Here is a 13304-nt window from a genome sequence, read left to right as displayed (position 1 = left end):
AGAGTTTAGCTTTTATTTGCTTCTCTTCCATATTGAATTTCTTTTTCACATATCAGTTTTTCGATTGTTTCAATAAATTGTTTGGCTGGTTCGAGAAGGGGAGCGATGTCTTCTTCGTCAATTAGAATCCAATCGCTATAATCGCCATTTTGCCGCAAATCAAAAAGATTACGATAAAGCTTATTGTATTCTTTGCTGATAATACCAGTTGTAACAAAATATTTTCCAAGTAGTGAAAACGTCCCATTATGCGTGTGAGGCGAATGTTTGTTTTGAATAAGCAATCCGATAACTGCATAATAACAAGCGTAATACAGCCGATTTGCAGCCCCATGCCAATGACGCAAACTTATCAGGTCTTTTGCCTCTTCAAGTGTATCTTTTGCTCTGCGCAAACGATGTTCTACAATCGCTATTCTTTCATCATCACTTATCGTCATTCGATTTCTATCTTATCTTGTTCTACATTTTTGTAAAAAATGGATGTTTTTTGTTCTTGCCACTCTGCTTCCGTAAAAACTTTTGCATTGATTAGTACGTCATATTTAAAGCCCATCTCTGTAAATGGATAGGCATATTTATTGGAATCCTCAATAAAATTTCGCTTTTTCTTATTCAGCAGAACAAGCAAATCCCAATCCGAATTGGAGTGTTCATCGCCACGCGCCTGAGAGCCGAAGAGTATCAAACGCTCATTGGGGAGCAGTTGACGTTTAAGTTGGCGGATATTTTCGAGAATTTGCGGATTCATAATATGAATATCTGTTTGTTTTCAAAAATACAATATAATTTGCGAATCTACAAATGAGAATGAAGAATAAGGAAATTGCGGATCAATTCCATAATGACAAAACCCTATTATTCATTCTCAATTCTCAACTCTCCATTCTCCATTCAATTAAGGCTCTCCAACAAATTTTTGGCTAACCTGCTGGCTCCTATTCTGAAATATTCGTTGTTGCACCATTCTTCGCCTAACAGCTCTTTTACTATGGTGTAGTATTTTACGGCTTCTTCGGTTTCGGATATTCCTCCCGATGGTTTGAAACCTACTTTGCGGCCTGTTTTGGTGTGGTACTCTTTTATGGCGCTGCACATCACGTATGCCGCCTCGAGTGAGGCCCCTTCATACACTTTTCCGGTGGAGGTTTTTATGAAATCGGCTCCTGAATATAACGCGAGGATGGATGCTTTTTTGATATTGGATGCTGTTTTTAAGGCGCCTGTTTCGAGGATTACTTTCAGGTGGGCATCGCGACAGGCGTGTTTCAGTTCCTCTATTTCTTCACACATTTCTTCGTAGTTTTCCGAGAGGAACAAGCCCAGGTTTATTACAATGTCTATTTCGTCGGCGCCATTGGCTACCGCAAGGGCAGTTTCGGCAATTTTTACCTCGATAAATGTTTGTGAGCTGGGAAATCCGCCCGAAACACAGGCAATTTTTACATTCTGAGCCGTAAGCGCTTCCTTTACGGTTTCGGCAAAATTGGGGAATACACAGATAGCGGCAACGTTAGGTACATCCGAACTGCCTTCAAAATCGTTTACCTTTTGTGTGAACTTCCATATATCTTCTTTAGAATCTACTGTTCCTAAAGATGTTAAGTCGATGCACGAATACAATTTCTTATATACTTCCTTGTTGTTATTTTCGGCCAGTTTTTTGCTCAACAGTTCGTTTACCTTGTTTGTTATTTCGCTGTCGTTCAGGTTTGTTGTGTACTGCTTCAGCACATCCAGGTATTTGTTTACGTTTTCCATAATTCTGTTTATTTTAGTTTGATATTATTGATATGTCTGTCTTTATCTCTGTTCGTCTTTTTCTCGATATTCTTTTTAAACGCTTCGGTGAGGTCGATTCCGGTTTGGTTGGCGAGGCAGATAAGCGCCCAAAGCACATCGGCCATTTCATCTCCCAGATTTTTCTCCAAATCCGATTTCTTAAACGACTGATCGCCATACCTGCGTGCCATGATTCGTGCCAACTCGCCGACTTCCTCTGTCAGTATCGCCATATTGGTCAGTTCGTTGAAATACCGTACGCCGTAGGTTTTAATCCATTTATCAACTGCTTGTTGCGCTTCCTCTATTGTCATGTTTCTATTCATTATCAATCAAATGCTAATATAACCAGTTATTATAGAATACTTTAAGTTTAATCATTCTTTATTAAATCACAATTCTATAAACATAGATTTTTAATATTCTATTTATATAGATTAACTTATATATGTACCTATAAATCAGCTAAATACAGCAATCTTTCGCTTACTCCCTATTCTTAGAGTCAATACAAATAGTTACAGGCCCGTCATTAACGAGTTTTACTTGCATATCAGCGCCAAAACTGCCCGTTTGTACCGGTCTATCGGTTAGGCTCTCCAAAGTCTCGCAAAACGCTTCGTAAAGCGGTATAGCGACTTCCGGTTTCGAGGCGCGAATATAAGACGGCCGGTTTCCTTTTTTTGTTGAGGCATGAAGCGTAAACTGCGATACCACAAGTATCTCGCCTGCCATGTCGAGGACAGAGAGGTTCATCACCTTGTTTGCATCGTCGAATATCCGCAGATTGACGATTTTATTGCACAGCCAGTCAATATCTTCTCTGCTATCCTCATCTTCAATACCAACCAATACCAAAAGGCCTCTGCTTATTTGCGACTTGGTATGCTTCTCAATCACCACACACGCCTCTGTAACGCGCTGAATTACTATTCTCATATAACGTATTACGTTGTTTTTAGTTCAATTCAAGCCCGATTTTTTAAATCTCGATATTGAATACATATTTCACCACCGTTCCTATAATAAAGCTGATGAAGGCTACACTCAGGCTGATTCCGGCCATTTCGAGGAACCGCGACTTGAACGCATGACCTTTGGCCACGGATGTATAATAGTTGAAAATGGCAATGATAAGGATAGCCGTAGAGATACACAACCCAAGAGCAAGGTAGATGTTTTGAACTAACAAATAGGGGAGGATGAGCAATATGACGGTTGTGATATAGGCAATGCCGGTATATATGGCGGCGGTAACCGGCTTCACATTTCCGTCATCGTCGGTTTTTGTTGATAGATATTCCGAGCCGGCCATGGAGAAGGCGGCTGATATGCCGGTTATTATCCCCACAAAGGCAATCATCCGGGTATTTTGCAAACCGAATGTTAATCCGGCCAGGACACCTGTTAGTTCAACAAGGGCATCGTTCAGTCCTAACACGATGGAACCCAGATAGTTAATTGATTTATCCTTTAGTAAATCAATTAGTTGGCGTTCGTGATTCTCTTCGTCCTCCTGAATACTTTTGGCTGCCGGAATGAATTCGCCTATTTCGGCATAATTGATAATCGCATTCTTCTCTCCCGATTCCATGAGTTTTAGCCCAAAAGTCAGGCCAAAATACCGGACAATGTTTGTATATAGCCATACCTTGTACTTGTCCGGGTTCACTTCCTGGTTAGTATATGATTTCCAGATTCTTGCGTGTTTCTTTTCTTCTGCCGATATTTTTATTATTATTTGCTTGTTGTCTTCGTCCTTAACGAATCTCGAGATATTTTCATACACTCTGCTTTCCGTTTCCTCGTTTCTCTGGGCGGCGACTAATTTTTCTTTAAGTTCGGGAGTTAATGCAATGTCCATAATAATATTCAATTTATGTTATTAGTAAAATAGCTTAAAATGAGTTGGGCTTTGTGTTTTCCGACAGTTTTTTCCAGTTTTTCTCTCGATGTTTCTTTCACCCGTTTAAAGCTTTTGTAGTGCGTCAGGAGTATTTTCTTGGTTTCGGGGCCGATGCCTTTTATATCGTCCAATTCCGATTGAATCTGGTCCCGGCTTCTTCTGTCGCGATGGAGTGTTATCCCAAACCGGTGGGCTTCGTCTCGCAGATGTTGTATAACTCTCAATGTTTCAGAGTTTTTGTCTAAATAGAGTGGGATAGAGTCTTCGGGATAATATATTTCTTCGAGCCGTTTGGCGATGCCTGTTATGGCAATTTTCCCATAAAGATCCAATTTTTTCAACGATTCACATGCCGCACTCAATTGCCCTTTGCCGCCATCAACCACAATGAGTTGGGGTAGGGGAGATTGTTCTTCCATCAAGCGTTTGTATCGTCTGAATACCACTTCTTTCATCGTTGAAAAATCATCGGGGCCCTTAACGGTTTTTACAATAAAGTGGCGATAATCTTTTTTGGATGGTTTTGCCATTTTAAATACCACACAGGCCGACACAGGATTCGTTCCTTGTATGTTTGAATTATCAAAACACTCGATGTGTATGGGCAATTCTTTTAAATGGAGGTCGTTCTGAATAGTTTTTAATATCCTGGTTACGCGTTGTTCGGGATTTAAACTTTCGGCTTTTTTTAGCTTGTCAAGTTTGTATTGCCTTACATTTTGTTGCGACAGATTCAATAATTTTTTCTTGTCTCCGCGCTGGGGAATAACTATTTCTACCTCTCTCATCGTAAGATCGGGGCAAAACGGAACGATAATTTCTCTCGATTTACTGTCGAATCTGGTCCTCATTTCGATGATGCCAAGGCCAAGTAATTCCTCTTTGCTTTCATCCATCCTCTTTTTGTACTCAATTGTATAAGCCCTGATTATTACCCCGTTGTATATATTCAGGTAATTTATATATGCGCTGTTTTGGTCTTCGTCATATCCAAATATATCAATGTTGTAGTTTATATTGGATACGATGATAGATTTATTCTTGAAATTCTTGATGAGTATATATTTTTCTTTTAATTTTTGAGCTTCTTCAAATTTTAGTTCGTCCGCTAGTTCTTTTATCTGTTTGTATATATTCATGCATACATCATTAATATTTCCTCTGAGAATTTCTTTTATGTATTCAATATTTTTATTGTAATCTTCGAGGCTTTGTAATCCTTGGCATGGGCCCATACAACGCTTAATATGATAATCAAGGCACACTTTAAATTTATTTTGAGCAATATTTTCGGGTGTAAGCTGAAGATGGCAAGTCCTCAGGGGGTATAACTTCTGAATGACTTCCAGTAGGGTTCTTATGCTCAGTTCGGATGTGTATGGGCCAAAATACTGTGAGCCGTCTTTTATTTTTTTTCGTGTTGAATAGATGCGTGGAAAATACTCGTTTCGGATAACGATGGATTTGTAGGATTTATCATCTTTCAGCATAACGTTGTAGCGTGGCTGATATTCTTTTATCAGGTTGTTTTCTAATAAAAACGAATCTTCCTCCGAATCTACAATGATGTATTTAATGTCCCGGATTTTGCTTATTAATATCCGTGTTTTCGGACTATCATGCTTTTGCGTAAAGTATGAAGATACTCTTTTCTTCAGGTTCTTGGCTTTCCCGATATAGATGATTACACCTTTATCGTCAAGGTACTGATAGCACCCGGGCTTCTCAGGGATATTCTGTATGATATTTTTTAGATAATCCAGCATTCAATTTTCTTGTTCCTTTGTTGTTTATAAATGAGTTATTTTAAACGATTTATATTTTATATTTTGATTGTTCCACGTGGAACACCTAATAAGTTGAGCCTGTATAAATCTTATACATAACTCACCCAGAGCGAGATATGCGGCAAAGAATCATCAATCAAATTTAATTAATGCATCCACATCCACTTCTTTGGGAAATACTTCCCGGCCTTGTAAATCTCCCAGCTCTATGATGAAGTTGATATACACTTTTTTTACTCCCATTTTCTTTACGAGTTTGTAAGCGGCCAACATTGTTCCACCTGTCGCCAGTAAATCGTCGTGAAGTAATACAATGTCATCGGAATTTAAGGCGTCTTTGTGAATTTGAATGGTGTCGATGCCATATTCTTTTGTATAGCTTTCTTCGATTGTTTCGGCAGGGAGTTTACCCGGTTTTCGGATAGGCACAAATCCGGCGCCGAGTTTTAGCGCCATTATCGGGCCCATTATAAATCCTCTGGATTCGATGCCGACAACTTTTGTTATTCCTTTGTCTTCGTATTTCTTTGCCAATTCGCGGGTAAGTTCTTTCAAATTTTCCGCTTCTTTGAATAGCGTTGTTACGTCCTTGAATTGAATTCCCGGTATTGGAAAGTTGGGGACGTTACGGATTGAGTTTTTTAATTTTTCTGATTTCATCGTTTTTTTTGCTATTTTAAATGGGTTATTTTAAGCGATTTATATTTTTTATTTTCGATTGTTCCACGTGGAACACACCGGATTTATCTTCCTAACAAAACTAACAGGATAGACACATCGTTGGGTGAAATTCCCGGAATCCGGCTAGCTTGGGCTATTGTTTCGGGATTAATCTTTTTTAGTTTCTGTCGGGCTTCCGTTGATAAAGATAATATATTATCGTAATCAAACCGGTCTTTTATCCGAATATTTTCGAGCCTGTTTATTTTTTCTGCAATAATTTCTTCTCTTTTTATGTATCCATCGTATTTTAGCTTGATTTCACAAGCTTCCATGATTTCTTCTTTGCGATTCGGAATCTTATCCAGCTCCGCTTTAAAGTCGGGAATATATTCGCAAATGTTTTCTATTGTAATCTGAGGACGCATAATTAAGTCTTTCAATTTCATTCCATGCTTCAGCGAACTGGTGCCTAACAATTCTAATGCAGTGTTCACAGCTTCCGGTTTTATCGAATAATTGGATATAAATTCGATTAACCGGTCGATTTCTTCTCTTTTTTCTTTCAGCAAATCAATCCTGTCTCTCTTAGCCAAACCAATATTAAAACTCTTTTCGGTTAAGCGCATATCCGCATCATCTTGCCGGAGAAGTATTCTGTATTCGGCGCGAGAGGTGAACATCCGGTACGGCTCATCTACTCCTTTTGTTACCAAATCGTCGATTAATACGCCTATATATGCTTCATCTCTTTTCAGAATAAATTCATCGCCTCCCTGCGCTTTTATATGGGCATTGATGCCTGCCATCAACCCTTGTCCGGCGGCTTCTTCATAACCGGTTGTCCCGTTGATTTGACCGGCAAAAAACAGGTTCGCTATATATTTCGATTCCAAGCTGTGTTTCAGTTGCGTTGGGTCGAAGAAGTCATATTCTATGGCGTAGCCCGGGCGATAGATGTGAAGATTGCGGAAAGCAGGGATTTTTTGCAAGGCTTCTATCTGTATATTCAGCGGTAAAGAGGACGAAAATCCGTTCAAATAGTATTCCTGCGTGTTCTCTCCTTCGGGTTCCAGAAATAATTGATGGGATGTTTTGTCGGCAAATGTTACTATTTTGGTTTCTATACTGGGGCAATAACGCGGACCTATACTTTTAATTTGTCCGTTGTAAAGGGGCGAATCGGACAATCCATCACGTAGCCGTTGGTGAACTTCTTCACTTGTATTGCAAATCCAGCAACTCAACTGATTGAGCGTTTTTGCCGGAAAATTCAGGTACGAGAACTTATGAAAGTCTTGCTCTCCTTTTTGCTCTGTCATCAGCGAAAAATCAACGCTTCTTCCGTCAATTCTTACGGGTGTACCGGTTTTCATTCTGTCGGTTTTTATTCCAAATCCGGCCAATTGTTCGGTAATTCCCCTCGATTCGGGTTCGGCTATCCGCCCACCGTTTAGCTGAATTTTGCCCATGTGTATCAGCCCATTCAGGAATGTGCCGTTTGTCAACACCACCGATTTTGCCCGAAATTCAACACCTAAGGCCGTCTTTACACCTTCAACGGTATTATTGTGGAAGAGGAGGCTGGTTACAGCGTCTTGCCAGATGAACAGGTTTTCGGTATTTTCGAGTATTTCGCGCCACTTTATACTGAACTTCATCCGGTCGCTTTGGGCGCGAGGGCTCCACATGGCAGGCCCTTTGGATTTATTCAGCATTCTGAACTGTATGGCTGTTTTATCCGTTACGATTCCCATTTGGCCTCCCAATGCGTCGATTTCTCTAACAATCTGACCCTTTGCGATACCTCCGACTGCCGGATTGCAACTCATCTGCGCAATTTTATTCATATCCATTGTTACCAGCAAGGTTTTTGAGCCCAGATTGGCTGCTGCGCTTGCGGCTTCGCATCCGGCGTGTCCTGCTCCAACAACAATTACATCATACTCGAATTTCATTCAGCTTATTTTGGAAATTAATTATTACAACTACAAAGGTAATGATTCTTGAAATAATTTTGCTTTAGTTTTCGCTTTTAAGCTTTAATTGCCATTCGCTTCCCCTGTTTTGCAAGGCAGATCTTGGAAGAAAGTCCGAAGGACTTTAATATGAAACAACGTTCGCGTGGTTTGAAATTATAGCCTTCGGTTTAAAAAATAAATTTGCTCTGAAAGAGCTTAAGCATTAGCTTATGGCAACGCCCAGTTGTGTTCGGAAGCTTGTAAATTTCTATGATATAATTGTTTAAGATGCTGCAATCCGTTAGGATTGCATCGCTCGGTAGCATAGAAGTAATCTAACGAGGGCGCATTCCATTCGGAATGCCGACCCTGTTAAGCCTGATTTTTCTACCGGGCGAATCATTCCTACGGAATGGCGCTAATAACACGCAGCTTTATATTTGTATAACAAATAATTACAATCTTCCGAACACGACTGAGGTTTGCCCTGCCCTGTTTTTACTCTCAATAGGAGATTTACTCGTAATGGAATTTAGATATTTATTAACAAAATTGGGCTGTTCTTCTTCTCTTCTTCGCCGGTTTTTTCCCTGTCTTTTTGAGTAATAATTTTTTCCGTCCGCTTGATGCATTTTCTATAATTATATTAGTATATAATAATCTTTATTTTCACCGAATTAACCGGTCTATTTTCTTTTTCAATTTTCCTGTTTGTTTTCTTTCATCAAAAAGTTAAATATTATTACTAATTATGGTGTTATAGATACGATTAATATTCAACTAGTTCTTTAATAGTAATTTAATATAGTATAGTTGACTGAATAAAAAATTAAAAAATATTTATTGTAATAGTATCATAGATAAATATAATATCTTGTTATTCCTCCTGTATCGCATCTATATTGTATGCGGTTAGTTGGATATATTTTACGGATCAGGGGCTGTTTTCTCTGCTTTGAAATGTGCTTTCGGATTACTTGTTCTGATTAATTTTTCATATAGTTAAATTCTGTTATTATTATGTTTATATAGAATACTAATATTACTTTTGAATGAAAAATCATACACGCAAAATAAAGAATTAAATAAACTTGTAAAAATGGAATTTCATAAGAACAAACCTATTTATATTCAGATTGTGGATATAATTGCACAGAGAATTGTTTCAAAGGAATGGAACGAAGCGACTAAGATCCCTACAATTAAAGACTTGGCGAAAAGTCTGAGCGTCAATCACAATACTTTGATGAGGTCGCTGGAATTCTTGCAAGCCAGAGACATCCTGATGTCGAAACGGGGTGTCGGATTATTCCTGACAAAAGACTCTTACAACAATTCCATGGAATTGATGCGTAATTCTTTTTACAAAGAGCAGGTTCCCGAATTCTTTGAAACCATGTACTCTTTAAAAATTACCCTGGGGGAATTAATTGATTTATATAAAACAAACAAGAAAGACAAGTAAGTTGAATTTTGTCTTTTTGGGCGATTTCAGTCTCTTGGGGGCAATTCCTAAGATTGTTGGGAGATTGCGGGTCAGGCCCGCAATGACAGGCTCGGGGAAAGGAATTGATGAAACTACTTCAAATTTTGTATATACATTCGTTTAAAATTATTCATTGATATGAAAATAGCGCTTATTGGCTATGGTAAAATGGGCAAGGAAATAGAAAAAATTGCCAAAGGCCGCGGACATTCCATTGTTGCGGTTATTGATGTTAACAACACACAGGACTTGGATTCCGATGCGTTTAAAACGGCCGATGTGGCTATTGAGTTCACAACTCCCGCCACCGCCCTGAACAACTATGAAAAATGTTTTGCCGCCAATATTCCGGTTGTGTCGGGAACGACAGGCTGGCTCAATAGGGTAGAGGTGGTAAAGGCTGCTTGCGAAAAAGAGGGTCAAACGTTCTTTTATGCCTCAAACTTTAGTCTGGGGGTGAATATCTTTTTTGCCCTGAACAAATACTTGGCGAAGATAATGAGCAACTTCCCCGACTACAACGTGAAAATGGAGGAAACCCATCACATTCATAAACTTGATGCGCCCAGTGGAACAGCCATTACCTTGGCCGAAGCCATTATTGCCGAGAACCCTGCAAAAACCCGTTGGAGTCTGGAGGTTGAGAATACGAAGTCGGATTTGGCCATTCATTGCATCAGGGAGGGGGAAGTGCCGGGCATTCACGAAATAGTGTATGAATCGCCGGTGGATACAATCAGCATTAAGCACGATGCAAAAAGCCGGCAGGGTTTTGCCCTGGGCGCTGTGTTGGCTGCCGAATTTGTTTTTGGTAAAAAGGGCTTTCTTGGGATGAATGATATGCTTAATTTTTAATTTATAGATAGCGTTTGATATGGGAATAGATATTCGAGCAAGAATAGTAAAAGCAACAAAAAAACAATGGATCAAAATGGCGGCGATGGATATACTGTGTATCCTTTTTGTCGCCTGGACGGGGTATTATCCTGTACTGCTGCTGATTGCATTGTTTTTTGATTCATATATAACCCGGTATGTCCCTTGGGGAGGCTGGAAAAAAATAAAAAATCCGGTGGTAGAGTGGGTGGATGCCATTCTGTTTGCGCTGGTGGCGGTTTACTTCATCAATACATTCTTCTTTCAGAATTATCAGATACCGTCTTCGTCCCTCGAGAAATCGCTTTTGGTGGGCGATTTTTTGTGCGTCAGCAAAGTGAGTTATGGCGCTCGTTCGCCGATGACTCCTTTCTCGTTTCCGTTGGTGCAGCACACCTTTCCTTTTTTCGACCTGAAGTCTTTTTTGGAAAAGCCCCAGTTGGCCTACAAACGCTTTACGGGAACCGGGTCGGTGGAACGAAACAATATTGTTGTCTTTAATTTTCCGGCCGGAGATACGGTTGCTCTCAAAGTGCAGGAACGGGATTATTATTCGCTCTGTGTCGAAAATCCGCTGGGAAGAGCCGGTGTTTGGGGAAATAAGGAAAGGTATGGCGACATTGTATATCGTCCGGTGGACAGGCGCGAAAATTATGTAAAACGCTGTATCGGACTTCCGGGGGAAATCATTTCGATGCGCAACGATAGTGTGTTCATCAATGGGAAGCTAATCGCCGAACCCGAAAATGTTCAACGTTCCTATACCGTTCAAACCGATGGTACGGTGATTTCGCCGGTTGTATTCGATGAGTTGGGCATTACGAAGGATGATCAGTCGTATGTTGGGTATGACTCCTATACTGCCGATAGCGCCGTTACGGCACAACTGGGCTTAGGCTGGAACAATGGCAAAAACGGACTTATTTATGAGACGGTTTTTATGACGAACGCAATGGTGGATCAGTTAAAGAAGAAACCCTTTGTTTTGGCCGTAAAAAATCAGAACAGTTTTCATAAGGCGCTTGCACGTATTTCTAATCTCAATAACCGGCAGGATGTTTATCCGGTTGGCTACGACCAGCACGTGGAAAGAGGCGATTTTCCACCGCTGTGGATTCCGAAGCGGGGAGAAACAATTAAATTTGATACGAATGTCGATTACAAGGTTGCTGCGTACAGTCGCTGTATAAAAAATTACGAGCATAACGATTTCGATTATCGCGATGGAAAGGTTTATATCAACGGAAAAATAGCCGGTTCATACACGTTTGAATACGACTACTATTTTATGATGGGCGATAACCGCGACAACTCCGCCGATTCGCGCGTATGGGGTTTTGTGCCGGAAGATCATGTGGTAGGAAAACCCTTGTTTATTTGGCTGTCGTTGAATAAAGATAAGGGTTGGTTTAGCGGAAAAGTGAGATGGAACCGCCTTTTTACCAGCGCCGCAAAATAAACTTTATCGCAGATGGGCAGAGCATAATAGCTTTGTAGGGTAAACGCGTGAAAAAATTTACTGCTTATGCCTTCGGTAAAGTTGCTGATATGAGCAGGAGATTCCTCCCTTTGGTCGGAATGACGGTTTCTTTTTGGGGAGAGGGAAAGAGGAGGAAGTGGCGGCGAAGCCGCCACTTCCTCCTCCTTTAAACCACCAATGGGCGAGTCATTCCGACCAAAGGGAGGAATCTCATTCGGAATAGTGGCGCTGAAATTTTTTATACGTTTGCCCTGAATAGCTTTGCTCATTTGACAGAATCTTTTACTTTTGCCTAAAATATGAACCTAAATGAGTAGCCAACCCAAAAGTTTCAGCATTTGGAAAATCATTCTTCCCACCATCCTTGGCATGGGGGTTATCTTCTACATGCTGTGGAAAGAGTTGTCGCAACCCGAAACCGGCGGCTTGGAGAACCTGAAGCAGCTATCTCTTTCGTGGCACATGCTCTTCTGGTTTATCATTGCCTTGTTGCTGATGGTTGGTCGCGACTTGGGTTTTACCATCCGCTACCGTTATCTGACCGAAAAATTACTTAGCTGGAAACAGTGCGTAAAAATTACCTTGCTTGCCGAGTTTGGTTCGGCTATTACTCCTTCTTCGGTGGGTGGGTCGAGTTTGGCGGTACTTTTTCTGGCGAAAGAAAATATTTCGGTGGGGAAGAGCACAACAATGGTTTTTATTACCCTTTTACTCGACGAAATGTTCTTTGTTGTAACATTTCCTTTCTTGCTGTTGTTTATCCCTTCCGGTGATTTATTTTCCAGCATTTCGGCTTTGGAAACGAGCATATTAACCCTTTTCATCGTGGCTTATGTGGTAAAGCTCGTTCTTTGTGCGTGCCTGATTGTTGGTTTGTTTTTTAAACCACAGGCTATAAAATGGTTGCTGACTTCGGTATTCAGGTTGCCGTTTCTCCGCAAATGGCAAGCTGCTGCTGCAAAGGCCGGGGATGATATTGTTTTAAGTTCGGGCGAAATCAAAGGGAAAGGCTTTGGCTATTGGGCGCCACTTATTCTGGCCACCATTTTGTCGTGGTGTTCCCGCTATTTGGTTGTAAATGCCCTGTTCATGGCATTTTTCGCAGTCGAAGACCATTTTTTGGTCTTTGCCCGCCAATTTGTGATGTGGGTGTTGATGATTATCAGTGTAACTCCCGGTGGAAGCGGACTGACTGAACTTATTTTTCAGAAATACCTGAGCGTGCTGATTCCAGTAGCTGGACTTGCTTCGGTTATAATATTCCTGTGGCGCTTGGTCAGCTATTATAATTACCTTTTCATCGGGGCTGTGTTGGCGCCAAAGTGGGTGAAAAGGTCGTTTTCAAGAAAAGGAAGAAGTTAAATTT

General features: G+C 40.5%; 14 protein-coding genes. 4 read left to right on the top strand and 10 right to left on the bottom strand.

The window, feature by feature from the left end; translation table 11 throughout:
* Positions 1–5 precede the first annotated feature (5 nt).
* From ACYPWY_RS00575 to mnmG, 9 genes are all read right to left on the bottom strand, one after another.
* Entirely contained in the window at positions 6–440 is a 435-nt protein-coding gene (locus ACYPWY_RS00575; protein ID WP_459683316.1) for a HEPN domain-containing protein, read from the bottom strand.
* The gene (locus ACYPWY_RS00570; RefSeq protein ID WP_459683314.1) at positions 437–751 is read right to left on the bottom strand and encodes a nucleotidyltransferase domain-containing protein; all 315 of its coding nucleotides are present in this window, start codon (positions 749–751) and stop codon (positions 437–439) included. Before ACYPWY_RS00570 ends, ACYPWY_RS00575 begins: the two co-directional genes overlap by 4 nt.
* 143 nt (positions 752–894) lie before the next feature.
* The gene (gene deoC, locus ACYPWY_RS00565) at positions 895–1761 is read right to left on the bottom strand and encodes a deoxyribose-phosphate aldolase (protein ID WP_459683312.1); all 867 of its coding nucleotides are present in this window, start codon (positions 1759–1761) and stop codon (positions 895–897) included.
* Positions 1762–1769: 8 nt separating this feature from the next.
* Positions 1770–2096 (bottom strand): nucleotide pyrophosphohydrolase, encoded by a 327-nt coding sequence (locus ACYPWY_RS00560; RefSeq protein ID WP_459683310.1) that lies wholly within the window; start codon positions 2094–2096, stop codon positions 1770–1772.
* A 172-nt stretch (positions 2097–2268) separates the two neighbouring features.
* Positions 2269–2721 (bottom strand): D-aminoacyl-tRNA deacylase, encoded by a 453-nt coding sequence (dtd, locus tag ACYPWY_RS00555; RefSeq protein ID WP_459683308.1) that lies wholly within the window; start codon positions 2719–2721, stop codon positions 2269–2271.
* Between the two features lie 43 nt (positions 2722–2764).
* On the bottom strand, positions 2765–3646 hold the full coding sequence (locus ACYPWY_RS00550; protein ID WP_459683306.1) for a VIT1/CCC1 transporter family protein: 882 nt from the start codon (positions 3644–3646) through the stop codon (positions 2765–2767).
* A gap of 8 nt (positions 3647–3654) precedes the next feature.
* The gene (gene uvrC / locus ACYPWY_RS00545) at positions 3655–5454 is read right to left on the bottom strand and encodes an excinuclease ABC subunit UvrC (RefSeq protein ID WP_459683305.1); all 1800 of its coding nucleotides are present in this window, start codon (positions 5452–5454) and stop codon (positions 3655–3657) included.
* Positions 5455–5607: 153 nt separating this feature from the next.
* A complete protein-coding gene (locus tag ACYPWY_RS00540; RefSeq protein WP_459683304.1) occupies positions 5608–6135 on the bottom strand; it encodes an adenine phosphoribosyltransferase in 528 nt (175 codons plus the stop codon).
* 83 nt (positions 6136–6218) lie between these two features.
* Complete coding sequence (gene mnmG / locus ACYPWY_RS00535) at positions 6219–8093, bottom strand: tRNA uridine-5-carboxymethylaminomethyl(34) synthesis enzyme MnmG (RefSeq protein WP_459683302.1); 1875 nt, start codon at positions 8091–8093, stop codon at positions 6219–6221.
* Positions 8094–9195: 1102 nt separating this feature from the next.
* Between mnmG and ACYPWY_RS00530 the strand changes: the two genes are divergently transcribed.
* From ACYPWY_RS00530 to lepB, 3 genes are all read left to right on the top strand, one after another.
* The gene (locus tag ACYPWY_RS00530) at positions 9196–9561 is read left to right on the top strand and encodes a GntR family transcriptional regulator (RefSeq protein WP_459683301.1); all 366 of its coding nucleotides are present in this window, start codon (positions 9196–9198) and stop codon (positions 9559–9561) included.
* Between the two features lie 159 nt (positions 9562–9720).
* Entirely contained in the window at positions 9721–10437 is a 717-nt protein-coding gene (gene dapB, locus ACYPWY_RS00525; RefSeq protein WP_459683299.1) for a 4-hydroxy-tetrahydrodipicolinate reductase, read from the top strand.
* A gap of 43 nt (positions 10438–10480) precedes the next feature.
* Positions 10481–11917: a signal peptidase I gene (gene lepB / locus ACYPWY_RS00520; RefSeq protein WP_459683416.1), complete on the top strand. Its 1437-nt coding sequence runs from the start codon at positions 10481–10483 to the stop codon at positions 11915–11917.
* Here lepB and ACYPWY_RS00515 read toward each other — a convergent pair.
* Positions 11809–12207: a hypothetical protein gene (locus ACYPWY_RS00515; RefSeq protein WP_459683297.1), complete on the bottom strand. Its 399-nt coding sequence runs from the start codon at positions 12205–12207 to the stop codon at positions 11809–11811. The genes lepB and ACYPWY_RS00515 overlap by 109 nt on opposite strands.
* A gap of 40 nt (positions 12208–12247) precedes the next feature.
* Between ACYPWY_RS00515 and ACYPWY_RS00510 the strand changes: the two genes are divergently transcribed.
* Positions 12248–13300 carry a lysylphosphatidylglycerol synthase transmembrane domain-containing protein gene (locus ACYPWY_RS00510; protein WP_459683295.1) on the top strand — a complete coding sequence of 351 codons (1053 nt, stop codon included), beginning with the start codon at positions 12248–12250 and terminating at the stop codon, positions 13298–13300.
* Positions 13301–13304 lie beyond the last annotated feature (4 nt).

The organism is Viscerimonas tarda (assembly GCF_054601255.1).
This window is presented reverse-complemented; position numbering and strand designations above follow the sequence as displayed.